This window comes from Amycolatopsis cynarae (genome assembly GCF_026802195.1).
Classification (GTDB): Bacteria; Actinomycetota; Actinomycetes; order Mycobacteriales; family Pseudonocardiaceae; genus Amycolatopsis_E; species Amycolatopsis_E rhizosphaerae.
This window is the reverse complement of the sequence record NZ_CP113836.1, coordinates 4,351,467-4,374,787: the sequence shown is the minus strand read 5'-3', so window position 1 is coordinate 4,374,787 and position 23,321 is coordinate 4,351,467. Positions and strand designations below refer to the sequence as shown.

At 71.7% G+C, this 23,321-nt stretch carries 22 protein-coding genes; 11 read left to right on the top strand and 11 right to left on the bottom strand.

Going from position 1 to position 23,321, the window contains the following annotated elements; all coding sequences use genetic code 11:
* Positions 1-11: 11 nt before the first annotated feature.
* The gene (locus ORV05_RS20915; protein WP_268441503.1) at positions 12-1,388 is read right to left on the bottom strand and encodes a carboxylesterase/lipase family protein; all 1,377 of its coding nucleotides are present in this window, start codon (positions 1,386-1,388) and stop codon (positions 12-14) included.
* Between the two features lie 100 nt (positions 1,389-1,488).
* Here ORV05_RS20915 and hmgA point away from each other — a divergent pair, with 100 nt between their 5' ends.
* Positions 1,489-2,811: a homogentisate 1,2-dioxygenase gene (gene hmgA / locus ORV05_RS20910; RefSeq protein WP_268441501.1), complete on the top strand. Its 1,323-nt coding sequence runs from the start codon at positions 1,489-1,491 to the stop codon at positions 2,809-2,811.
* A 93-nt stretch (positions 2,812-2,904) separates the two neighbouring features.
* On the opposite strand, the gene ORV05_RS20905 is transcribed toward hmgA, so the two are convergent.
* Positions 2,905-3,540 carry a type IV toxin-antitoxin system AbiEi family antitoxin domain-containing protein gene (locus ORV05_RS20905; protein ID WP_268441498.1) on the bottom strand — a complete coding sequence of 212 codons (636 nt, stop codon included), beginning with the start codon at positions 3,538-3,540 and terminating at the stop codon, positions 2,905-2,907.
* A 368-nt stretch (positions 3,541-3,908) separates the two neighbouring features.
* A complete protein-coding gene (locus tag ORV05_RS20900; protein WP_268441495.1) occupies positions 3,909-4,529 on the bottom strand; it encodes a TetR/AcrR family transcriptional regulator in 621 nt (206 codons plus the stop codon).
* A gap of 278 nt (positions 4,530-4,807) precedes the next feature.
* Between ORV05_RS20900 and ORV05_RS20895 the strand changes: the two genes are divergently transcribed.
* From ORV05_RS20895 to ORV05_RS20875, 5 genes are all read left to right on the top strand, one after another.
* Positions 4,808-5,755: an NADP-dependent oxidoreductase gene (locus tag ORV05_RS20895; protein ID WP_268441492.1), complete on the top strand. Its 948-nt coding sequence runs from the start codon at positions 4,808-4,810 to the stop codon at positions 5,753-5,755.
* A gap of 183 nt (positions 5,756-5,938) precedes the next feature.
* Entirely contained in the window at positions 5,939-7,255 is a 1,317-nt protein-coding gene (locus ORV05_RS20890; protein WP_268441490.1) for an ammonium transporter, read from the top strand.
* Complete coding sequence (locus tag ORV05_RS20885; RefSeq protein WP_144593134.1) at positions 7,252-7,590, top strand: P-II family nitrogen regulator; 339 nt, start codon at positions 7,252-7,254, stop codon at positions 7,588-7,590. The genes ORV05_RS20890 and ORV05_RS20885 overlap by 4 nt, the downstream gene beginning before the upstream one ends.
* A 50-nt stretch (positions 7,591-7,640) precedes the next feature.
* Positions 7,641-8,105, top strand: a complete 465-nt coding sequence (locus ORV05_RS20880; RefSeq protein WP_268441488.1) for an SMI1/KNR4 family protein — start codon at positions 7,641-7,643, stop codon at positions 8,103-8,105.
* Positions 8,106-8,234: 129 nt separating this feature from the next.
* Positions 8,235-9,416 carry an LLM class flavin-dependent oxidoreductase gene (locus ORV05_RS20875; protein WP_268441485.1) on the top strand — a complete coding sequence of 394 codons (1,182 nt, stop codon included), beginning with the start codon at positions 8,235-8,237 and terminating at the stop codon, positions 9,414-9,416.
* A 95-nt stretch (positions 9,417-9,511) separates the two neighbouring features.
* Here ORV05_RS20875 and ORV05_RS20870 read toward each other — a convergent pair whose 3' ends face one another.
* Positions 9,512-11,902, bottom strand: coding sequence for a lysylphosphatidylglycerol synthase domain-containing protein (locus tag ORV05_RS20870; RefSeq protein WP_268441482.1), 2,391 nt, complete (start codon positions 11,900-11,902; stop codon positions 9,512-9,514).
* Between the two features lie 309 nt (positions 11,903-12,211).
* On the opposite strand from ORV05_RS20870, the gene fdxA reads away from it, so the two are divergent.
* Both fdxA and ORV05_RS20860 read left to right on the top strand, forming a co-directional pair.
* A complete protein-coding gene (fdxA, locus tag ORV05_RS20865) occupies positions 12,212-12,556 on the top strand; it encodes a ferredoxin (protein ID WP_268441479.1) in 345 nt (114 codons plus the stop codon).
* 32 nt (positions 12,557-12,588) lie between these two features.
* Entirely contained in the window at positions 12,589-13,293 is a 705-nt protein-coding gene (locus ORV05_RS20860; RefSeq protein WP_268441477.1) for a helix-turn-helix transcriptional regulator, read from the top strand.
* A 17-nt stretch (positions 13,294-13,310) separates the two neighbouring features.
* Here the strand turns inward: ORV05_RS20860 and ORV05_RS20855 are convergent, their stop codons facing one another.
* The 3 genes from ORV05_RS20855 to ORV05_RS20845 form a co-directional block, all read right to left on the bottom strand.
* Positions 13,311-13,838: a hypothetical protein gene (locus tag ORV05_RS20855; protein WP_268441475.1), complete on the bottom strand. Its 528-nt coding sequence runs from the start codon at positions 13,836-13,838 to the stop codon at positions 13,311-13,313.
* A gap of 76 nt (positions 13,839-13,914) precedes the next feature.
* Positions 13,915-14,370 (bottom strand): hypothetical protein, encoded by a 456-nt coding sequence (locus ORV05_RS20850; RefSeq protein WP_268441473.1) that lies wholly within the window; start codon positions 14,368-14,370, stop codon positions 13,915-13,917.
* A 25-nt stretch (positions 14,371-14,395) separates the two neighbouring features.
* Positions 14,396-14,794: a CopD family protein gene (locus ORV05_RS20845; RefSeq protein WP_268441472.1), complete on the bottom strand. Its 399-nt coding sequence runs from the start codon at positions 14,792-14,794 to the stop codon at positions 14,396-14,398.
* A gap of 126 nt (positions 14,795-14,920) precedes the next feature.
* Here ORV05_RS20845 and ORV05_RS20840 point away from each other — a divergent pair, with 126 nt between their 5' ends.
* From ORV05_RS20840 to ORV05_RS20830, 3 genes are read left to right on the top strand one after another with little or no spacing between them, the layout of a single operon-like run.
* A complete protein-coding gene (locus ORV05_RS20840) occupies positions 14,921-17,515 on the top strand; it encodes a multicopper oxidase domain-containing protein (protein WP_268441469.1) in 2,595 nt (864 codons plus the stop codon).
* 38 nt (positions 17,516-17,553) lie between these two features.
* Entirely contained in the window at positions 17,554-18,033 is a 480-nt protein-coding gene (locus ORV05_RS20835; protein WP_268441466.1) for an RrF2 family transcriptional regulator, read from the top strand.
* A gap of 50 nt (positions 18,034-18,083) precedes the next feature.
* Complete coding sequence (locus ORV05_RS20830) at positions 18,084-19,286, top strand: MFS transporter (protein ID WP_268441463.1); 1,203 nt, start codon at positions 18,084-18,086, stop codon at positions 19,284-19,286.
* On the opposite strand, the gene ORV05_RS20825 is transcribed toward ORV05_RS20830, so the two are convergent.
* The 4 genes from ORV05_RS20825 to ORV05_RS20810 all read right to left on the bottom strand — a co-directional run bounded on the left by ORV05_RS20825 (position 19,287) and on the right by ORV05_RS20810 (position 23,296).
* Positions 19,287-20,186, bottom strand: coding sequence for an isocitrate lyase/PEP mutase family protein (locus ORV05_RS20825; RefSeq protein WP_268441460.1), 900 nt, complete (start codon positions 20,184-20,186; stop codon positions 19,287-19,289).
* 91 nt (positions 20,187-20,277) lie between these two features.
* Complete coding sequence (locus tag ORV05_RS20820) at positions 20,278-21,804, bottom strand: catalase (protein ID WP_268441458.1); 1,527 nt, start codon at positions 21,802-21,804, stop codon at positions 20,278-20,280.
* Positions 21,767-22,270 carry a Fur family transcriptional regulator gene (locus tag ORV05_RS20815; protein WP_268441456.1) on the bottom strand — a complete coding sequence of 168 codons (504 nt, stop codon included), beginning with the start codon at positions 22,268-22,270 and terminating at the stop codon, positions 21,767-21,769. Before ORV05_RS20815 ends, ORV05_RS20820 begins: the two co-directional genes overlap by 38 nt.
* Positions 22,271-22,285: 15 nt before the next feature.
* Positions 22,286-23,296, bottom strand: coding sequence for a helix-turn-helix transcriptional regulator (locus ORV05_RS20810; RefSeq protein WP_268441454.1), 1,011 nt, complete (start codon positions 23,294-23,296; stop codon positions 22,286-22,288).
* Between the last annotated feature and the right edge of the window lie 25 nt (positions 23,297-23,321).

Here is a 23,321-nt window from a genome sequence, read left to right as displayed (position 1 = left end):
GACACAAGCGGTCAAGGGGTGGTCAACGGGCGCGGCCGCGGCGACCGGACCGGTCCGGACCAGCGGACACCGGCGGGGGAGCCCGGGGTGTGCGGAGGCCACGACACCGCGGCCTCCGGTGAACCGGTCCTGGCGAAGGACAGCCAGGAGGCGCGCAGGAGCCGGCCGAGTGCCTCCACCTCCGGCCAGTCCGCCCCGGCCAGCATCGGCGCGCCCACCCACGCCGTCTCCTTGCCGAGCAGGAACGGCAGTTCCACGCAGTGGCACGCGCCGTAGACGGAGTCCGGGGCCGCCCAGTCGAAGCGGTAGGTGAACACGCGCCCGCCCGCCTCGGCGAGCGAGTCGGCGAACCGCAGTGAGGGCCGTTCGAACACCCAGTGGGTAGTGGTCTTCTTGACCGCCTCGACCCCGCGGCGCAGCACCGGCAGCGCCTCCAGGCGCACGATGCCCGGCTTTCCGGTGAGGAAGGTCGCCATCTCGTCGCGGGTGGTCCCGATGATCACGTCGACGTCTCGGGCGGCCTTGGCGGCACTCGGGAGCCACCGGCCCGGACCCGGCAGGGGATCGGCCGCGGTGGGGCAGAACGGCGGAACCGAGTACAGGCCGCCCGGCCCCGCCGCTCGCACGATCGCCGCCTGCTGGGCGGCGAGGATCTCTTCCACGGGTGCGGTCCGGGGATCGGCGCGCAGCGCGGCGGTGAAGTACCGGGCGATCCGGCTCGCGGTCCGGGCACCGGCGGGCTTCAACCCGAGCGGGGGGCTCTGCAGGATCGCGCGGTGGAATAGTCCGCGCGCCGCCGGCGCCGCCATCAGGCAGGCGATCGAATGGGCGCCCGCGGACTGGCCGAACACCGTCACCTGCCGGGGGTCGCCGCCGAACGCGGCGATTTCGGCGGCCACCCAGCGCAACGCGGCGATCTGGTCCAGGAGCCCGAGGTTGCCCGGGGAAACCCCGTCGAGGCGCAGGTAGCCCAGCGCGCCGAGCCGGTAGTTCACCCCGACGACCACGACGTCGCCTTCGCGGGCGAGCTTGGCGCTGTCGTAGAAGCCGAGCGAGCCGGCGCCGGTGGTGTACGCGCCGCCGTGGATCCACACCAGAACCGGGCGCCTGCCGTCGGTGCCGGGGGTGGTGACGGTGAGGTTCAGGCAGTCTTCGCTCTGCACGAGCCCGGTCCCGGGTTCGCCCATGACCGCACCGGCCCGGTACGGCGGCTGGGGACTGATCGGGCCGTGGCGGGTCGCGTCGAACACCCCGTCCCATGGCGCAACGGGTTCGGGGGGCGCGAAGCGCGCGGCACGCGCGAAGGGCACGCCCCGGAACACGGTCAGCCCGTCGGCGGTGCGTTCGCCCCGGAGCTGCCCACTGCTGATCAACACCACATCGGTCACTTTAATCCCGTAGCGGGCGGGGGAAGGGCGCGCGGTTGACCGCACGGCGGCGGCGGGTGACGCTGAAACCGCCGACGTGCGCCTGAGCGGAGGTGGGGAGATGACCGGCACCATGCGGCCCGAGGCCCTGGCGGGCACCATGCTGGACTATTCGGCCGGCTTCGGCAACGAGCACCACAGCGAGGCGGTTCCGGGAGCGCTGCCGGTGGGCCGCAACTCGCCGCAACGGGCGCCGCTGGGGCTCTACGCCGAGCAGCACAGCGCCACCGCGTTCACCGAACCGCGGGCGAGCAACCGCAGGAGCTGGGTGTACCGGATCCGGCCCTCGGCCGCGCATCCGCCGTTCCGGCCCCTCTCCCACGAGTTCCTGCGCAGCGCGCCCCTGACCGCGGGGCTGGCCGATCCGAACCGGCTGCGGTGGGACGCCCCGCCGCTGCCGGAGCACCCCGCCGACTTCGTCGACGGCCTGTTCACCGTGTGCGCCAACGGAAACGTGCTGCACCGCGCGGGTGTGGCCCTGCACTGGTACCGGGCCACGCGCTCGATGGAGGACCGGTACTTCACCGACGCCGACGGCGAGTTGCTGCTGGTGCCCGAGCTGGGCCGCCTCCTGCTGCAGACCGAGTACGGGCGGCTGCAGGTCGAACCGGGTGAGATCGCGGTGATCGGCCGGGGTGTCCGCTTCCGGGTCACCCTGCTCGACGACGCGGCCCGGGGCTATGTGTGCGAGAACTACGGCCAGCCCTTCACCCTGCCCGAACTCGGCCCGATCGGGGCCAACGGACTGGCCAGCCCGCGCGATTTCCTCTACCCGGTCGCCGCGTTCGAAGACCGCGAGGAGCCCGTGCAGGTGGTGCAGAAGTACGGCGGCGGGCTGTGGGCGGCCGACTACGACCATTCACCGCTGGATGTCGTCGCCTGGCACGGAAACCACGCGCCGTACAAGTACGACCTCGCGCGGTTCACCGTGCTCGGCACGGTCAGCTTCGACCATCCGGACCCGTCGATCTACACGGTGCTGACCTCCCCGTCGGACACCCCAGGACAGGCCAACGCCGATTTCGTGGTGTTCGCGCCGCGGTGGCTGGTGGGGGAGGACACCTTCCGCCCGCCCTGGTACCACCGCAACGTGATGAGCGAGTTCATGGGGCTGGTCAAGGGGGTTTACGACGCCAAGGCCGAGGGTTTCGTGCCGGGCGGGGCGAGCCTGCACGGGATGTGGTCGGCGCACGGCCCCGACGCGGAGACCTTCGAGCGCGCCAGCAGCCAGGAACTCGTGCCGCAGAAGATCGAGGACTCGCTGGCCTTCATGGTCGAGACCCGCTGGCCCCTGCTGGTCACGGACCAGGCGCACGAGGCGCCCCATCGGCAACCCGGCTACGACGCGGTGTGGAGTGGTCTGCGCCGCCACTTCACCGGCTGAGCTCCCTCACCGGCCCCATGCGAACGCTGCCGTGAGCCGTGAAGGGTCCCCTCACAGTCGAATCGGCTGTGAGGGGACCCTTGACGGCAGCCGTCATACGTGTTGCAGGATGCGGTCCAGTGCGCCGTGCCGCCGTTGCGCGGTGGCCAGGCTGTACAGCACGTGCGGATCGGCCTTGTCCAGCAAGGCGGCGATGGCCTCTCGCGCGGACTCGGGACGCCCGCCCAGTTGCGGGTACGCCGCGAGGTCCAGCAGGGTCTGCTCGACCGTGGTCACCCAGCCCGCCCCGAGTTCGCCGGAGTACCGCTCGATCTTCAGCCGCCGTGGGTCGCGGCGGACGAAGGACACCGTGGCATCCCGGTCGGCGAAGGACAGGCTCGGCCGGTTGCGGGTGGTCGCGACGATACCGACGCCCGGGGACCCGGGCAGCGCCTCGTGCACGTGCGCGGCCGAAAGTCCCATCAGGGCAACGGATCTGGGCCCGTCGTCGGCCGCGGCGATACCCCAGGAGGCCGCTTCGAGATCCGGCTGCCAGCCCTGCCCGATCCGGTCGCTGGGCACCAGCGCGTAATAGCCCGCGGCCAGCCGGTGCAGCACGCCGCCCCTGAGCAGGCGGGCGAGCCCGGGATCAGCTGGTGCGGGGGAATCGTCGGCCTCCGGTGCGGGGACCACGCGGACTGCGCGCCGCAACAAGGAGGGAAGCGGGTCGAACACTACCTGATGCGTCATATCCATCACCCTGGGTAGAGGGTACTGAGTATCGTCCGGAGCTGACAAGTACCCAATGGACGAACATTCCGTTACTCAGCACGGAAAAACCGGTCTCATGCCGCAGTGTGCGTTCACTGTGGCGAGTGGCCGGCGCGATCGGCGCGCACGGGGAGAACGGGCGTCCGGCGGCGGTTAAGTCCTTGCGTACCAACCGATTTCTCACCCGATCGGTGGCGTCGGGATCAGCGCTGGGTGATCGTCGCGCGGACAGGTGCCACCGCACGAGCGGATTGACATCGGAATTACCGCAAACGCTCATTTCGCCGAGTGATTTCCCTGCGCGGCAGGCCACAGTGGAATTCCGGCGTGCGGCCGGTCGCTTCCGGCTATCCGAGCGCGGCCGGATCGGTCGCGACCGAAGCCAGGCGCGCGAGGATGATCGCGGCGGCGCGGTCGTACCGGGGGTCGTCGTCGAGGAGGGCGGCGTCTTCGGCCGCGGTGCGGGCGAGAGCGTCGAGTTCGAAGGCCAGATCGGCCGGGTCGATGTCGGCGCGGACCTCTCCCAGCTTCTGGGCTTCGGCGATGGTGGCGGCGTACAGGGTCTGCCAGTCGCGGCGGGCCGAGGCGATGGCGTCGCGGACGCGCCCGGGCCGGGCGTCGAATTCGGGAGCCGCGGCGAGGAAGAAGCAGCCGCCCTCGAACACCGGTTGCCGCGCGTAGTGCATCCACGCCTCGCACAGGGCGCGGACGCGGCGTATCCCGGCGGGTGCCTTCCTGGCGGGGCGGACGACCCTGGCGGCGAAGACGTCGATCGCGGCCCGCACGGTCGCCAGTTGCAGTTCCTCCTTGGAGCCGAACTGCGCGAACACGCCACTCTTGCTCATCTCGAGTTCGGTGGCCAGGCGTCGTACGGACAGGCTCTCGAGTCCTTCCACCGAGGCGATGTTCATCGCCCGGTCCAGGATGAGCTGCCGTGACTGGAGACCGCGCAGAACCCGCTTGTCCATGACGCAAGCCTACTGGACGGGCGTCCTGCGAAGAGGAGCGAGAAAAGCGGCGTCCGGTCAGTTCGCGACTCGGCTCCGCAGAGGTCCTGACCGTCTCGGTCGGGTAGCGCTCATTGTCCGTCCTGCGGTATCGAAGGTGCCGGTAAGTGGACGACTGTACTACCTGTTCTCCCTTGTCGATCAGAGAAGGGTGATTTTCTCGTGGGAATCTGGGCAATACATATAGTACGGTCGTCCACATAGTTTGCTCCGAGTTTTGATCCGAGGAAGGGCTGACCATGCGCGCGGTGCTGCAAGAGGAGTGGGGCGATCCCGAGACGATGCGGCTGGCCGAGATCGACCGGCCGGAACCGGCCTTCGGCGAGGTCCTGGTCAGGGTGGTCGCGGCCGGAGTGAACCCGGTCGACTACTACACGGCGCGGGGACTGGCCTACAACCGGATGCTCGGCCTGCCGTTCGTCCACGGCTGGGACGTGGCCGGGGTGGTGGAGCAGGTCGGCTACGGAACCACGCGGTTCCGGCCCGGCGACCGGGTGTTCGGCATGCCGTGGTTTCCCCGCGCGGCGGGCGCCTACGCCGAGTACGTCACCGCCCCCGCCCGCCACTTCGCCCGCATGCCCGGCGAGCTGACCTTCACGCAAGCGGCCGCGCTGCCCCTGGCCGGGCTGACGGCGTGGCAGATGCTCGTCGACACGGCTCGGATCGAACCCGGTCGGCGCGTGCTGGTCACGGCCGCCGCGGGCGGGGTCGGCCACCTGGCGGTGCAGATCGCCAGGTCGTTCGGCGCCCAGGTGATCGGCACCGCCAGCGCGGCCAAGCACCCCTTCGTCAAGGCTCTCGGTGCGGACGAGGTGGTGGACTACACCACCACCGACGTCGCCACCGCGGTCCGCGATGCCGACGTCGTGATCCAGATGTTCGGCGGCGACGCGGCCCTGAAGGCGCTGGAATGCCTGCGTCCCGGCGGGATCCTGGTCAACGCCCAGGATGCCTGGACGCCCGGGATGGCCGAGCGCGCGGCGGAACTGGGTGTCCGCGCCTCCGGTTTCCTGGTCGAGCCGGACCACGCGGGGCTGGAAGCGCTGGCGGAGCTGGTCCGCAAAGACGGGCTGAAGGTGCACGTGGACAGCGAACTGCCCCTCGAACGGGCGGTCGAGGCCCATCGGCTCGTCGGGAGCGGGCGAACCACCGGCAAGGTCGTGCTGACCGTCGGCGACCCGGCCTGACCGGCCGTTCGCGACTGGGCGGGACTCGCCCGGTGCCCGTTTTGTGAGGCCATGACCGGATGGTCTGCCAGGCATTGTTTCCACCACGTTACGTCCTGTTCCCCGCCTCGTGATAGCGCCCACTAGATGACCCGATCAGCCGCCCCGCGAAGGCAACATGCCGGTAACTCGAGGAGGTTGCTGGTGATCAACACCGGGGATACGGCGTGGCTGCTGGGCTCCGCCGCGCTGGTGATGCTCATGACGCCGGGCCTGGCGCTGTTCTACGGCGGCATGGTGCGGTCGCGGAGCGTGCTGAACGTGATGATGCTGACCTTCGTCTGCCTGGCGGCGGTCGGCCTGGTGTGGCTGCTGTACGGGTATTCGCTGGCCTTCGGCAACGACGCCTTCGGCGGCCTCATCGGCAACCTCAAGCTGTCCGGCCTGCACGGGCTGGCCGGGGCCACGGTGGGGCCGGAGGGGCACAAGGTGCCGCTGCTGGCCTTCGCCGGTTTCCAGTTGATGTTCGCCGTGATCACGGTGGCCCTGCTGGTCGGCGCGGTGGCCGAGCGCGCCCGGTTCTGGCCGTGGCTGCTGTTCGTCGTGGTCTGGGTGACCCTGGTGTACCTCCCGCTGGCGCACTGGGTGTTCGCCTTCGACGCCTTCACCGGGCCCGGCACCACCGGCGGCTGGCTGGTGAACAAGCTGCACGCGCTGGACTTCGCGGGCGGCACCGCGGTCGAGGTCAACTCGGGGGCGGCCGCGGTGGCGCTCGCCTTCGTCCTCGGCGCGCGGCAGGGCTGGCCCCGGCAGGCCGTGCGCCCGCACAACCTGCCGTTCGTCATGTTCGGTGCGGGCCTGCTCTGGTTCGGCTGGTTCGGGTTCAACGCCGGTTCGGCGCTCGGTGCCTCCTCCGTGGCGGCCACCTCGTTCCTCAACACCACGATCGCGGCCGCCACGGCGGTGATCGGCTGGCTCGTCGTCGAGCAGGTGCGCGACGGCAAGCCCACCACGCTGGGCGCGGCCTCGGGCGCGGTCGCCGGCCTGGTCGGCATCACCCCGGGCTGCGCCTACGTGGAACCGCTCGGTGCCGCGGCGATCGGTGTCATCGCGGGCGTGGTGTGCTCGCTGGCCATCGGCCTGAAGTACAAGCTGCGCCTGGACGACTCGCTGGACGTGCTGGCCGTGCACGGCATCGGCGGGTTCACCGGCATGCTCCTGATCGGCCTTTTCGCCAGCACCTCGGCCAATCCCTCCGGCGCGGACGGGCTGTTCTACGGGGGCGGTTTCGACCAGTTGTGGCGGCAGGCTGTGGCCACCTTCGCGGCACTGGTTTACTCCCTCGTGGTGACCTTCGTGATCGCCTGGGTGCTGCACCGTGTTCTCGGCCTGCGAACCGGCCGCGAGGCCGAACTCGACGGGATCGACGAGGCGGAGCACGCCGAGAGCGCCTACGACCTGGCTCTGCACCCCAGCCGCCGAGCGACGGCGGCCGGTTTCGTGGAAGGAGGGCGGCCTTGAAGCTGCTGACCGCCGTCGTGCGCCCGTTCGTCGTCGACGACATCCGGGAAGCCATGGAACGACTGGCCGTGCTGGGCATGACCGTGACCGAGGCGCGCGGGTACGGCCGTCAGAAGGGCCATGTCGAGGTCTACCGCGGCGCCGAGTACCAGGTGGACTTCGTGGCGAAGGTGCGGGTCGAGGTGCTGCTCGACGACGCCCTGGTGGAAAAGGCGCTCGACGCCGTGGTGCAGGCCTGCCGGACCGGCCGCATCGGCGACGGCAAGGTGTGGGTCACCCCGGTGGACACCGTGGTGCGGGTCCGCACCGGCGAGCGCGGCGCCGACGCGATCTAGGGTTGCGGCGAGTCCCACCTCCCGGCGCTTGTGTCCCACGCCCAGGCGCTGTGGAGTCGACCAGGGAACTGGTGGACCTGATCAGGAACAACCCGGACGAGTCCGCCTTCACCGGTGGGCTGAGCGAGGACGACATCGCCCGCGCCGAAACCGAGTTGTCGGCCACGTTCCCCCCGTCCTACCGGCTCTTCCTCGCCGAGTTGGGCAGTTGCGAAGCCGGTGGAACGGAGTTGCTCGGCCTCTACCGCAGCCCGGCGTGTGGCGGCCGGCTGCTCGGCACCGTGTCGGAGACGCTCGCCGCCCGCAACGACGAGCGTTTCCCGCGGGACCTCCTCGTTATCGAGTACGACGGCATGGGTGGCCTCGTTTCGCTCGACAGCGCGCAGCGGAACGAGGCCGCCGAGTACCCGGTCGTCGTGTGGGACCCGGGTTCCGAAGCGCGTGGGGGTCCGGAACGGCTCGAGGAAGACTTCGGCACCTACGCGTTGCGCCGCTGCCGGGCAGGCCTCCGCTGACCTGACGCCGGGCCGGCCGTGCCACGTTCGGCAGTTCGTGTCCCACGCCGGGTCCTATCGGTCCGGTGGCGATCTGTGCCAGAGTCGGGGACGGCGGTGCGATTCACTCGATGACGAGGAGGAGAGCTCTTGAGCCGGTTGCGATTCGGCGCCTTCCTGGCCCCCTTCCACCCCGCGGGCGAGAACCCGACCCTGGCCCTTCAGCGTGATCTGGACCTGATCGAACACATGGACCGCCTCGGCTACGACGAGGTGTGGGTCGGCGAGCACCATTCGGCGGGCAGCGAGATCATCGCCGCCCCCGAGATCTTCCTCGCCGCGGCGGCGGAACGGACCCGCCGCATCCGGCTGGGCACCGGCGTGACCTCGCTGGCCTACCACAATCCGCTGTGGGTGGCCGACCGGATGGTCCTGCTGGATCACCTCACCCGCGGGCGGACGATGCTCGGGGTGGGCCCAGGTTCGCTGCCCACGGACTCCGCGATGATCGGCCTGACCCCCACCGACACGCGGGAACTGCTCGACGTCAACTTCGACATCGTGATGCGGTTGCTGGCGGGGGAGACGGTGACCGCGCAAACCGCCACCCACCGGCTCGTCGACGCCCGGCTGCAACTGCGCCCCTACAGCGAACCGTGCTTCGACATCGCGGTCGCGGCGGTCGCGTCGCCCACCGGCCCGCGGCTCGCCGGACGGCACGGCACGGGCCTGCTGTCCATCGGTGCGACGCTGACCAAGGAGGGGTTCGACGCGCTGGCCCACCACTGGGGCGTGGTCGAGGAGCGCGCCGCCCACTACGGGCGGCCGGTACCGGATCGCTCCGGCTGGCGCCTGGTGGGGCTGATGCACATCGCGGAGACTCGCGAGCAGGCCTACCGCGAGGTGGAGTACGGCATCGAAGAGTGGTTCCGGTACTTCCAGAAGATCGCGGCCTTCCCGCAGATGGCGGTCTCGGGCGGGAACGTGCGGGAGATGATCGACCACATCAACAACGCGGGAGTCGGCGCGATCGGCACCCCGGAGGACGCGCGGGCGCAGGTGCAGCGGTTGTGGGACCAGTCGGGCGGTTTCGGCGCCATGCTCCTGATGGCGCACGAATGGGCCGATCCGGCCGCCACGGGGCGGTCGCTGGAACTGATCGCCCAGCACGTCATGCCGCACTTCCAGGGCCACGGCACCAGCCACGCCCGGTCCACTCTGGATGCCAAGGAGCGGGCCCGCGCCTCGCGCGACAGCCACGCGCAGGCACAGTTGTCGGCGGTGGCCCACATGACGGAGAAGTACGCCAAGGAGATCGCCGACAAGCAGTGAACCGGCGGTCCCTTCACAGCCGTATCGGCGGCCGTATCGACCGTGAAGGGGCCCTTCACGGCAGCGTTCGACCCGCAGGCCCCCGGGCAAGCCCATCAGATGATGCGGTGGTGCTGGAGGTAGCGGAACACCGCGATGCCCGGCAGGACCGGCAGCCAGTAGGTCAGCAGCCGGGAGGTCAGCACCGCCGCCACCGCGATCGTCGGCTGGGTGCCGATCGCGGCCAGCCCGCCGACCATCAGCGACTCCACCGCGCCCAGCCCGCCCGGGGTCGGGATGATGTGCCCGAAGGTCTGGCCGATCACGAACACGGTCAGCACCGCCGCCACCGGGGCCTGCGCGCCGAACGCGGCCAGGCTCGTCACCAGCCCCAGCCCGGACACCGCGAGGTAGGCCGCCGCCCCGCCGAACAGCTGCACCGCACGGCGGGGCGTGCGCAGGGTCGCGGCGAGGTCCCGGGTCATCTGCAGGGCGGGCCGGATCACCTTGCGACGGCCGAACGGGGAGGCGAGCACCGCCACCGCGACGGCCACCACCCCGGCCACCGCCGCCACCACCGGCCAGGTGTGCGGGATCGACACGCCCGTGAGCAGGCCCGCGGTGCCCACGCCGAAGGCACCCACCACCGACCAGACGCCGCCGAGCACGCCGGTACCGGCGATGTTGAGCATCGCCACCCCGACCGCCCGCGAGCGGCGGATGCCCAGCCGTTCCATGAAGGCGACGTTGATCCCGAAGAAACCGACCCCGCCGGGGGTGGTGCGTCCGGTGAACGCGGCGGCCGTCTGCACGGCCGTGGTGTGCCAGAACGGCAGCCGGTCCAGGCTCGAGCCGATCACCGACACCGCGGCGAACACGATGGCGACCAGCCCGGTCACCACGGTGATCACCAGCCAGGTCCAGCTCGCCTCGTTGAGCGATTCCAGCACCGCGCGCAGGCTCGCCAGCTGGGGCAGCAGTGTGTAGATGGCGCCGCCGAACAGCAGCAGTCCCACGACGGTGGCGGGGCGGACCGGTGAGCGGAACGGCGGGATGGGCCGGTCGATCCGCTCGGCGAGGGTTTCGCGCAGGTCGGTCAGCAGGTACCGCTCGTCGCTGAGCTGCTTGCGGATCCGGCGCGGTAGCGCGAGCGGCTGCAGATAGGTCAGCGCCGCCTCCAGCGTCTCGGCGGGCAGGACCCTGGCCGCGCTCGCGACCGCCCGCTCCACCCCCGCCACCGAGGTGATCGAGACCAGCGCCTCGGCGACGTCCCCGGTGGTCCGCTTGGTGTCCGCGCCCACCTTGCCGAGGGTGAGGTTGAGCAGCCAGGGCGTGGCCGCGTCGTCGACGAGGAAGTTCTTGGCGCGCAGGTCATGGTGGGCGATCCGCGCTTCGCCGAGCCGGGCGACGAGCGCCCAGACCGAGTCGAGCAGTGCGTCGGTGATCTCGTCCGCGCCGAGGCGGGTGAGTCTGCGGCCTTCGATCTGGCGCCGGACCAGCAGCGAAGAGCCGTCCGGCGCCTGGCAGGCCAGCACGATCGGCGGCGTGCGGACCCCGCCGTGCTCGGCCAGCAGCGTGACCAGCGCTTCGTGCTCGGCCTCGTGGTACGTGCTGGACAGCGGCGGCTCGTCTTCGACCTCCAGCGACGCCAGCAACCGGCGCAGCCGGTACCAGGGACCGGCGCGGCGGTGCAGTCTCCGCACCACCTCGACGCGGAGCCGGTCCCCGGTCGCGGTGGTCACCGTGTACTGCAGCGGCCCCAGCACGTGCCCGCGCACCTGGACGATCTTCTCCGGGGCAAGGCCGGACCGCGCGAGCGCCTGGTGCACCGCGGCCGCCGAGGTCTGGCGGCCGGGTGCGCCGAGGACCAGGTGGAAGGCCGCACCCACCCCCCAGCCGAGGAACGCGCCCGCGAACACCCCGACCGGCAGGTGGTAGCCCAGGTACACGTCGGCCGCGGCGACCAGCACCACCAGCACCCAGCCCAGGTGGCGGTAGCGGGCCTTGAGGTAGGGGCCCGCGACCGAAACCATCGCCGCGGCGACCGCGGTGTGGGAGGAGGGGAACGGGAAGCCCTCCGGGCCCGGCAGCCGGATGCCTTCGAGCCCGAACAGTTCGAGCGGCACCGGCCGGTAGCCGACCAGTCCGTTGAGCACTCCGGCCAGCACCCATCCCACCGCGCCGGCCGCGACGCATTCGAGCCCGAGCCTGACCCGTTTCAGGTACAGCGCGACGGTGCCGGCCACGGCGATCCCGGGCCAGCTGCCCGCCCAGCTGAACACCCGCCACACCGCGGCCGATGCCGACGGGATCCGCTCGATCTGCTCGTAGATGGCGAGTTCGACGGGATTGACGCCCTCGCCCCTCGCCACCCACGCGCACAGCGCGACCACGGCCGCGGCGAGCAGGAGCGCGACCAGGTCGCGGGGGTGACGGCCCAGCGGCAACGACGGCGGGCGCGGCCCGGCGGTGGTGGCCAGCGGTTCAGTGGAAAGCTCGTCGCCCACTTGTCGTCCCAGCGTCGTTCGTCTTCGGCGTGATCGGCATCTCCAGTGTGGCGGCAGAAGGCGGTTCGGGCTGGGTGCGACTTCAGCCGCACGCCGGGTCCCGCGGGAGACGCTCCTCGTATGAGAAGCGCGTGCTCTCAAGGCGACCTTGAGAGCGTTTATGCCTCTCAAGGCGACCTTCAGGGCACAACAACACCGCACGAGCGTGGGACAAAAGCTCGGCCGTGTGCGGTGCCCCACGGCGCTGGCGCCTGGCGCCAGGTGGGATTATTTTAACGAAGTAGCTTTGGAGAAAACAGGAGAGGCGTGATGGCCTACGTGATCGCGGAGCCGTGCGTGGACGTGATGGACCGCGCGTGCGTGGACGAATGCCCGGTCGACTGCATCTACGTGGGCGCCCGGTCGCTGTACATCCATCCCGACGAGTGCGTCGACTGCGGTGCCTGCGAGCCGGTGTGCCCGGTGGAAGCCATCTACTACGAGGACGACCTGCCCGAGCGGTGGACCGTGCACACCGGGGACAACACGCGGTTCTTCAGTGAGCCGCTGCCGGGCCGGGACGAGGCGCTGGGCAGTCCCGGCGGGGCGGCCAAGCTCGGCGATGTCGGGGTGGACACGCCGCTGGTCGCGGCGCTGCCCCCGGCGTCCGCGTAGTTTCTACTATCGTCCTCGGCTAAACTGGCGGAATGGGTGAGATGCTGACCGATCCCGGCCAGGGGCCGGCACTCGGCGAGAGCCGGGCGCGGGTGCTCGCGGTGCTGCGCGCCGGGAGCGAGCCGGTGGGGGTGCAGGAGGTGGCCGGGCGGACCCGTCTGCATCCGAACACGGCCCGCTTCCACCTCGACGGCCTGGTCGACGCCGGACTGGCCGAGCGGGAGTCCGAGGAGCGCAGCCAGCCTGGCCGTCCGCGCACCGTCTACCGGGCGGCCGCGGCGGAGGTGCCCGCCGGGCAGCGCAGCTACCGCCTGCTCGCGGAAATGCTGACCGGGCTGGTCGCCGACGCGGTGCCGGAACCGGCGCGCGCCGCGGTCGCCGCGGGAGAGGCCTGGGGCCGCTACCTCGCCGACCGGCCCGCCCCTTCACTGAAGGTCGATGCCGAAGACGCGCTGCGCCGGCTGAGGGCCGTGCTCGCCGACGCCGGGTTCGCCCCGGGCGAGGCCGTGGACCCGGCGAATCCGGCGGCGGGCCCGGGAAACTCCCGGGATGCGGTCATCCCGTTGCACCACTGCCCGTTCCGTGAGGTGGCCGAGCGGCACCGGGACGTGGTGTGCTCGCTGCACCTGGGGCTGATGCGCGGTGTGCTGGCCGAGGTGCGATCCCCGCTGAAGGCCGGGCGGCTGGAGCCCTTCGTCGAACCCTCGCTCTGCCTGGCCCACCTGTCCCGCCGCTGACCGGCCGATCAGGCCGATCAGCCGAGGCCGTAACGAGCCGGGGGGATGCGGCCACCGGCGAGCAGGGCCGTCAGGTTCCCGGCCAGCCGGGCCAGATCGGTGCCGGGCAGTCCGGCCAGTGCGGGCAGCAGCACCGTGTGCATGACCGCGATCTGCCCCTGCAGCAGGGTCGACACCGCCCGTGCGGCGTGTGCGGCCCGTGCCGTTGTGGTGGCCGCGACGAGTTCCGAGATCCGGCGGTCGATCGACTCCTGCTGCGCACGCAGGGCCCGAACGAGCAGCCGCGTCCGCTCGTCGTTCTCGGCGGCCGTGTAGAGGATCTCGTCGGCCGCCTCCAGGTACGGGCGCAGCCTGCCGGTCGCGAAGGCGGCCAGTGCCGCGTGCGCGGCCTGGCGGACCGGCGGGTCGAGTTCGAGGTCGGCGAGCAGGGCGACCTTCGCTTCGAAGGCCAGTGCCATCCGCTCGGCCTCCTCCTGGATCGCCGCGGCCGCACGGACCTCGCGATCGTCGCTGGTGCCCCGGATGTGGACGGATGCGGAAGTCACGGGAAGTCCTCTCGACTGGGGATACACCGCCCATAGTAATTACGAATACGCTTGTTAAAAAGTGCTGTGAGGCAGGTCATTCCAGCCGGGCCAGCACGAGGCCGACCGGGATGCTCACCAGCAGCACCGCCACCAGCAGCAGGAAGACGCGGCGTGTCCGCCACAGCTCGGGACCGCCACCCCGGACGGAGGCCGCCACCAGGGCGAGGGTGAGCACGAGTGCCGCTCCGCCCGCGTCGGCCAGCGGGGTCACCCCGGCCAGCACGCCGGTGAGCACCGCGGCGTTTCCCCCGTTCCACGCGGCCAGTTCGATGCCGAGCCGCCGCCCGCCGGGCGGCGCCGGGGCGAGGAACGCCTGCCCGAGACCGAGGGCGATCTGGGCCGCGCCGGCGACCAGGACCAGGTAGGCCACCGCCCAGGCGCTGTGCATCGAAGCCATCGGAGCGGTCGCCGCCGAGGTCAGACCCCCGCCCACCACACAGGCCGCGCCGAGGGCGACGAAGGGCAGGGCCGTGCGCCAGGGTGCGGTCATAAAACCAGATTAACTAGTGGAAACGCTAACCGGCGAGCTGGATCCCGACGAACAGGCTGCCGAGCGCGGTCACCCCCGTCAGCGCGCCGAACACGGCCAGTCCCGCGGTGCTGCGCGCGCGGGCGTGCAGGAAGGCGGTGACGCCGGAGGCGGCGACCACGGCGAGCTTGACGATCAGGGTGGTGCGGTAGGCGCCGCTGTCCTTGTCCGCCTCGGCCAGTATGTTCCACACCCCGGTCGCCACCAGCACCGCGAAGGCGGGCCAGGCGACCTGGTTGAACCGGCGGGCGGCGATCTTCGGCACGCCTTCGATGCCGCGGACGGCGGGCACCAGCGCGGCGAGGGTGAGCTGGCCGCCGACCCACACGGTGGCCGCGAGCACGTGCAGGAACAGCCGGACGGTGGTCCACGAGACCTCGAGCATGCGCCGATCATCCACTCCCGCCGCCGCGGCGGCGCGGTCGGGACCTCGGTCCCTGGTCGTCCCGGCGAACCGGTGACTAAGCTGATCTCGTTTCTACTAACGTGATGGTGTAAACGAGGAGTGGCGGTGGCTGAGCACGGGCCGGGAACGACGGCGCACCGGAGCCTGCCGGTGGTGGAGCCCGCCGCCTCGCCGCGGAAGCGGCGGCATGCGGTCACGGCGGGCATCGTGTCGGCCTATCTGGTGGCGGCCGCGGTGCTCGGCTCGATGCCCGGGTTCGTCGCGATGCCCTCCTGGTTGGCGCTCCACCTGTTGGCGCTGGGTGCCGCGACCACGGCGGTCTTCGTCTACACGCGCCATTTCGCCCAGGCCCTGCTGCACGCGCGCCCCGGTCCGGAGCGCGCCGCGAGCGCGCGGCTGGTGGCGCTCAACCTCGGCGTGGCCGCCGTACTGGCCGGAGTGCCCGCGCGTCTGCCGTGGCTCGTCGCCGCCGGGGCGAGCGCGGTGGTGCTCGCGGTGCTCGGGCACGTGGCCGCGCTGGTGCGGATGGCCTCGGCCGCCGTCCTGGCCGGGCGCCTGCGCATCGCGGTGCGCTACTACATCGCCGCCGGGGCGGCGCTCGCCGTCGGTGGCACCCTCGGCGGTCTGCTCGGTACGGGCGCGATCGCCTCCGCGGCGTGGGAGCCCGCGGTCCGGCTCGCACACGCCCACCTCAACCTGCTCGGCTGGCTGGGCCTGGTCGTGCTCGGCACGCAGTTCATGCTCTGGCCCGCCGTCCTACGCACCAGGATGGCCGAGGACGCCCCGCGCGCCGCCCGCGCGGCGCTGGTCCCGGTCACCGCGGGGCTCGCCGTGGCCGCGGCCGCGCTGCTGGCCGGTCCGTGGTGGCCACCGCTGCACTGGCTCGCCGCCGCGGGCATGGCCCTGTACACGGCGGGGGTGGTGCGGGCGCTGCTCCCCGCCGTCACGGAGATGCGGGCGAAATCGCCGAGGCAGGCCGCGCCGATGGCCCTGCTGCTCGGCCACGGCTGGCTGCTCGTGGCGCTGGTGGCCGACATCGCCGCGCTCGCCGCCGGGACCGGACCGGCCGACCGCCTGCTGGCGCACCTGCTGGTGCCGGTGCTCGCACTCGGCGTGGTGGCCCAGATCCTCACCGGGGCGCTGACCTTCCTGATTCCGGTCACCCTGGGCGGCGGGCCGGTGGGCAACCGGCGGCTGGCCTCGGCGCTGTCGTGGGCCTGGCCGGCTCGCGCCGGGCTGGGCAACCTGGGCGTGCTGCTGCTCGCGGTGCCTTCGGACGCGGCGCTGAGGGTGCCGGCCTGGGCGCTGGTGGTGCTCGGGTTCGGCTCGTTCCCGGCGCTGGTGGTCGTCGCGCTCGTGCTGTCCCGGCGGCCCGCGCGGGAACCGGGTGGCCGGTGGCACCTCGCCGGTTACGAGGCGCTCGCCGTCGGCTGTGTGGCCGTGGTGGTCGTGGCGCTCGGCCTGGTCGCGGCGGGCTGGCCCGGCCGCGGTGAGCGGCCCGCGAGCGGGCCCGCGGCGACCGCCGCCTCCGGGGTGCCGGTGGCGGTCACGCTCGACGAGTTCAGCGTCACGCCTTCGGTGATCGTGGTGCGGCCCGGCACCGATCTGGTGCTCGCGGTGCGCAACACCGGGCGGTTGAGCCATGATCTCCGCCTCGACGGCGGCCGCGGCACGCGCGGCCTCGCGCCGGGGGAGGAGCAGACCGTCGACCTGGGGACCGTCGAGCACGACGAGCAGGCCTGGTGCACCGTGCCCGGCCACCACGAGGCCGGGATGACGCTGACCATCCGCACCGCGGACTCCGCCCCCGGGCCAGGGCGATCGCCCGCCCCGGAACCGGCGCGGCAACCCTTCGACGCCGCGCTCGCGCCCGCGCCGGGCGGCACCGAGCACACGGTGACGCTGCGGGTCGAGCAGCGCACCGCGGAGGTGGCCCCGGGGGTGCGGCAGGAGGTCTGGACCTACAACGGGACGGTGCCCGGGCCGGTGCTGCACGGCCGGGTCGGGGACACCTTCACCGTCCACCTGGTCAACGGCGGCACCATGGAACATTCGCTGGACTTCCATGCCAGCCAGGTGGATCCGGGGACGGTGATGCGGCCGGTGCCGCCGGGCGGGGAGCTGGTCTACCGGTTCCGGGCGGAGCACGCCGGGATCTGGCTCTACCACTGCGGTACCGAGCCGATGATCGAGCACATGGCGATGGGCATGTACGGCGCGGTGGTGATCGATCCGCCCACTTCGGACGGTGCGGGCGGTCCCGTGGCCTCGGAGGTGTTCGTGCAGTCGGAGTTCTATCTCGGCGACGGCGGGGGAGTGCCGCAGCGGAGCCGTCTGCTGTCTTCGAACCCGGACCTGGTGGTGTTCAACGGTTACGCCGGTCAGTACCGCACCGCGCCGATCCACGTGCCCGCGGGCAAGCGGGTCCGGCTGTGGGTGCTCGACGCGGGGCCGAACGTCCCGGCCGCGTTCCACGTGGTGGGAACGCAGTTCGACACCGTCTTCAAGGAGGGGGCGTACCTGGTGACGCCGGGCGCGCCGGCCGCCGGCGCGGCGCAGGAGCTGGACCTGCAGCCGGGCGAGGGTGGTTTCGTCGAACTCACCTTCCCGCAGCCGGGGACCTATCCCTTCCTGACGCATCGGCTCGCCGATGCCGAGCGGGGCGCGATGGGCACGATCATCGCCGATCCGGCGCCCTGAACTCGCCACGGTGAACCGGGATAGTTAAGATCCCGGTTGTGCGACTGGGTGAAGGGGTCGAGTGGGGCCTGCACTGCTGCGTGACGCTGGCCTGGCTTGAGCAGGAGTGGCCGGTGCCGACCGGCAGGCTCGCCGCGTGGTTCGACCTGCCGCCGGAGTACCTCAAGAAACGGCTGCAGGCCCTGACCCGCGCGGGAATCCTCGCCTCGGTCCCGGGGGTCCGTGGCGGTTTTTCGCTCGCCCGGCCGCCGGAGCGGATCACCCTGATGGACGTCGTGGCCGCCGTGGAAGGTCCGGTGGAACCCTTTCGCTGCCAGGAGATCCGGCAGCGCGGGGTGAGCGGACTGGGGGCCGCGAGTGAATTCCGGCGCGCGTGCGGAATCGCCACCGCGATGCGGCGCGCCGAACTGGCCTGGCGCCGGGAACTGGCCGCGCAGACCATTGCCGACCTGATGGCCGCGGCCCCGGCCGCCAGCGCCGAACGCACGCGCCGCCGGTACGCCCAGATGGGCGGCTGAGCGCGGCGCTCACGGGGAGCAGACCCCTTGTCTTGTCAGGAGGATAAAGGATGACAGGGACGTGTAATATCCCGATTACCCCGCCCGCGAGGGAGCACCTAGCGCCGAAGGGCCTCGCGTCCACCCTCGTGCTCGCCCTGGGCACCTTCGCGGTGGGCACGGACGCGTTCGTCGTCGCCGGTTTCCTGCCCGCGATGGCCGCCTCACTGCGCGTTTCCGAGGCCACGGCGGGCCAGTCGTTGACCGTGTTCGCCGCCGCGTACGCGGTGGCCTCTCCCGTGCTCGCCACCCTGACCGCCCGCCTGCCGCGCCGGGCGCTGCTGGTGGGGGCGCTGCTCGTGCTGGGCGTGGCGAACGCCGCTTCGGCGCTGGCCCCGGACTATCCGGTGCTGATCGCGAGCCGGGTGCTCGCCGCGCTGGGGGCGGCCGCCTTCACCCCCAACGCCGGGGCGGTCGCCTCCTCGCTGGTGGCTCCCGCGCAGCGGGCGCGGGCGCTGGCCGTGGTCGTCGGCGGCCTGACCGTGGCGACCGCGCTGGGCGTGCCGCTGGGCAATCTGGCCGGGCGCGCACTGGACTGGCGCTCGGCGCTCGCGCTGGTCGCCGCCCTGTGCGGGGTGTGCGCCGCGGGCGTGTTCGCGATCATGCCGGTCCTGCCGGGAAACCCGCGGGTCCCGCTGCGCGACCGGCTCGCGATGCTGCGGCGGCCCGGCGTGCTCGCCGTGCTGCCGCTGACCGTGCTCGGGATGGCCGCCGCCTACACGGTCTACGCCTACAGCGTGCCCGTGCTCGGCGCGGTCGGCGTCGCCCCGCCGGGGGTGACGGCCATGCTCTTCCTGTACGGGGCCGGGGCCGTGGCCGGAAACCTCGCCTCCGGGGCCGCGACCGATCGCTGGGGTTCCGTGCGCGTCCTCGCCTGCGGTTACGCGGTGATGGCGGTGGGGCTGGCCGCGCTGGCACTGGCGGTGGCCACCGGGACGCGGTCGCCGGTGGCCACCGGGGTGCTCATGGCGGCGTGGGGCGCCAGTTCGTGGTGCCAGACGCCCGCGCAGCAGCACCGGCTGATCGCCGCCGCTCCCCGGGAGACCGCACTCGTGGTGGGGCTCAACGCCTCCGCGATCTACCTCGGCATCGGCCTGGGCACGGTGTTCGGCGGGCTGGTCCTGCCCGCCGGTATCGGCGTGGCGGCCGGGGCCGGGGCGGTGCTGGCCGTGGTGGCGCTGTCCTACCTCGGGCTGACGCGCCGCCACGCCTGATCAGCCGCCGGCGAAGCGCTGTTCGAGTTCGAGCACCTCGGGCAGGCCCATCAGATCGGTGAACTCGCCGAAGGTGGGCAGCTCGCCCAGGACGGCCGCCGGGGTCCCGTCGGCCCCCAGCGCGCCGAGCAGCGACCGGATGCCCGCGGTCGCGGCGAGCAGCGTGCCGATCGGGAACAGCACCAGGGAGAAACCGAGTTCGGCGATCCGCCGCAACGAGATCGCCGGGGTGCGCCCGCCTTCGACCCAGTTGAACACCAGGGGCGCCACCCCGGCCAGCTCCGCGGCGATCCGCTCGATGCCCTCCTCGGAGGTAGGCGCTTCGACGAACAGCGCGTCCGCGCCCGCGGAGGCGTACAGCTTCGCGCGCGCGATCGCGTCGTCGAGGCCGTGCACGGCGGCGGCGTCGGTGCGGGCTATGAGCACCAGGTCCGGGTCGCGCCGCGCCGCGGCCGCGGCCCGGATCTTGCCCGCCATCTCCTCGGCGCCGATCACCGCCTTACCGCTCATATGACCGCACTTCTTCGGCATCACCTGGTCTTCGAGGTGGAGGGCGGCCACCCCGGCCTGCTCGTAGGAGCGCACGGTGCGCACCACGTTGAGCGCGTTGCCGTAGCCCGTGTCCGCATCGGCGATCACCGGCACGTCGACCGCGGACACGAGGCGGGCGGCATGGGCGGTCATCTCGGCGCCCGAGAGCAGTCCCACGTCCGGCCGCCCGATGAGGGAGGCGGTCGTGCCGAAGCCCGTCATGTACACGGCGCCGAATCCCGCCTGTTCGATCAGGCGCGCCGACAACGCGTCGTAGGCGCCCGGGGCGACGAGAGGGTCTCCGGCCGCGAGCAGTTCGCGCAGCCGCCTCCGGGGCGGGGTGGCCGCGGCACCGAGCAGATCTCCCACAGTGAACCTCCTTGTGTCCCGCCTTTGCCCGGCAAGCCTACGAGCAGCGGGGAACCCGCCCCGCGGAAGACGGGACACCAGGAGGCGACGGTCAGGCCTTCTGCTGCATCGAGGTACGGGCGGGGTTCGCCTGCTCGGCGGCCTTCGGATCCTTTTCGCCCTGCTTGCCGCGCACGCCCTTTTCGATGCGTTCGCCGAGCGGTTTGTCGACATTGCGCCAGTAGTCGAAGGCGCGCTGCAGCACCGGTTCGCTCACCCCGTTGAGCAGGTGGCCGACGATGTTGTCGACCAGCCGGTCCCGTGCCGCGTCGTCGAGCACGTCCCGCACCAGGGTGCCCGCCTGGCCCCAGTCGTCGTCCTGCTCGCGCAGTGTGTACGCGGTACGCACCATCTCGCCGTCGGCGTACCAGCCCGCCGGTTCGCCGTAACGCTCGGTGTCCGCGCGCGGGCCGCCCTTCGAGTTCGGCGCGTACACCGGGTCGGACACGTTCTGGTAGCGCATCGGCCCGTCCTTGCTGTAACTGTGCACGGGCGAGCGCGGCGCGTTGACCGGCAGCTGCTTGTAGTTCGGCCCGATGCGGTACCGGTGCGCGTCCGGATAGGAGAACAGCCGTCCCAGCAGCATCTTGTCCGGGCTCGGCCCGATCCCCGGCACCAGATTGCTCGGTTCGAACGCGGCCTGCTCGATTTCGGTGTGGAAGTCGGCGGGATTGCGGTCCAGCGTCATGCGGCCCACTTCGACGAGCGGGTAGTCCCCGTGCGGCCACACCTTCGTCAGGTCGAAGGGGTTGAACCGGTAGGTCTTGGCGTCGTCGAAGGGCATGATCTGCATCTGCAGTGTCCAACTGGGATGGTCGCCGCGCTCGATCGCCTCGAACAGGTCCCGCATGTGGTAGTCGGTGTCCGCCGCCGCCATCTGGTCGGCCTCGTGCTGGGTGAAGAACTCGATGCCCTGATCGGTCTTGAAATGGTATTTGACCCAGAACTTCTGGCCCTTTTCGTTGACCCACAGATAGGTGTGCGAGCTGTACCCGTTCATGTGCCGCCAGGTGCGGGGAATGCCGCGGTCCCCCATCAGCCAGGTCACCTGGTGTGCCGATTCCGGTGACAGGGTCCAGAAGTCCCACTGCATGTCGTGGTCGCGCAGGTTGTTGTCGGCGCGGCGCTTCTGCGAGCGGATGAAGTGCTGGAACTTCAGCGGGTCGCGGACGAAGAACACCGGGGTGTTGTTCCCGACCATGTCGTAGTTGCCCTCGGTGGTGTAGAACTTCACCGCGAAACCGCGCGGGTCGCGCCAGGTGTCGGGGCTGCCCCGCTCCCCGGCGACGGTGGAGAACCGGATCAGCACGTCGGTGGTGGTACCGGGCTGGAACACCGCGGCCTTGGTGTAGGCACTGACGTCCCTGGTCACCTCGAACCGCCCGAAGGCGCCGCTGCCCTTGGCGTGCGGCTGCCGTTCCGGGACCCGTTCGCGGTTGAACTGGGCCATCTGTTCGATCAGGTAGTGATCCTGTAGCAGGATCGGGCCGTCCGGTCCGATGGTGAGCGAATGCTCGTCGCTTTCCACCGGAATGCCGGAATCATCGGTCGTGAACGGCTCCCACTGGGTTCGGGTCATGTCGCGTCTCCTCGAGGTGGCGATCGTCCGGCGTGGCCAGGCAATCGGGGCACAGGCCCCAGAACACGACCTCCGCCTCGTCGAGGGCGTACCCGCGTTCGTCGCTCGGCGTGAGGCAAGGCCGCTGCCCGGTCACACAGTCGACGTCCTCGGTGCGGCCGCACCGGCGGCACACGAGGTGATGGTGGTTGTCGCCGACCCGGCGTTCGAACCGGGCGGGGTGGCCCGCCGGTTCGATCCGCCGGAGAAGCCCGGCTTCCGTACACGCCGCGAGCACGTCGTAGAGGGCCTGGGTGGACACCGAGCCCAGTTGTTCGCGCACGCCCGCGCCGATGGCGTCGACCGTCGAGTGGGGATGTTCGGCCAGCCAGGCCAGAACAGCCCGCCGCGGCTTCGTCACCCGCAGACCGGCCTCACGCAACGCCTCCAGCGCCACGCCGTCCGCATCGACCGGTGGTGAAGCCATGACCCTTTCACCGTCCTACTCTTTCTGGAATCGGTCAAATAAGCGTCCCCCATTCGTGGCATACACGCAGCCGAGTGAGACGATGGTCTCGATCATCCGGGCCCGAAGGCCCGGCGGTGTCAGCACCTCGGCATCGGCACCCAGCTGGAGGAACGCGGCCAGCGCCGCCTCGGTGGATTCTATGGGCACCTTCACTGTGGTCCAGCCCTCGCCGTCGGGCGGCCCGGCCGTGGTCCTCGCCGCGGCCACCACGGCGGCCTCCACCAGTTGCGGCAGCCGTTCGAGCCCGCGCGGCGAAAGCCGCACCGTCGCCTCGTCCCGATACCGCCGCTGATCGAATCCTCGCAGGTAGGAGGCCCAGTGGGCGGCCAGATCGAAGCCTTCGGCGCGGTCGAACGGGGTGGTGAGCACCTCGGCCGCCAGGATCCGCGAGACCCGGTAGGTGCGGAACGCGGAGCCGGCCCGTGCCACCAGGTACCACTGGCCCGCCTTGAGCACCAGCCCGTGCGGGTCGACGGTGCGGGTGACCTTCTGCGGCTCTTCCCAGCGCAGGTAGCGCATCCGCACCGGAAGCCGCTCCCACACCGCGTTCGCGATCAGCGGCAGGTGCGGGGTGGCCTCCCCGTCGCGGTACCACGGGGGCGTGTCCAGGTGGAACCGCTCGGCGACCCGCCCGGCACGGTCGGCCAGTTCGGCGGGCAGCGCGGCGCGCAACTTCAGCTGGGCCGCCGTCACCGCCGCGGTCAGGCCGAGGTCGGCGGCCGCACCGGGAACGCCGGTCAGGAACAGCGACTCGGCCTCGGCGGCGGTCAGGCCGGTCAGGCGCGTGCGATAGCCGTCGAGCAGCCGGTAGCCGCCGTCGTGCCCGGGCTCGCCGTATACCGGCACGCCCGCCGCGCTGAGCGAGTCCACGTCCCGGTAGACGGTCCGGACGGAGACTTCGAGGGCCTCCGCCAGTTCCTGGGCGGTCATCCTGCCCCGGGCCTGGAGGAGCATCAGCAGGGAAACCAGGCGGCTCGCTCGCATGCTCCCAGTTTCGGTGATCTCCACT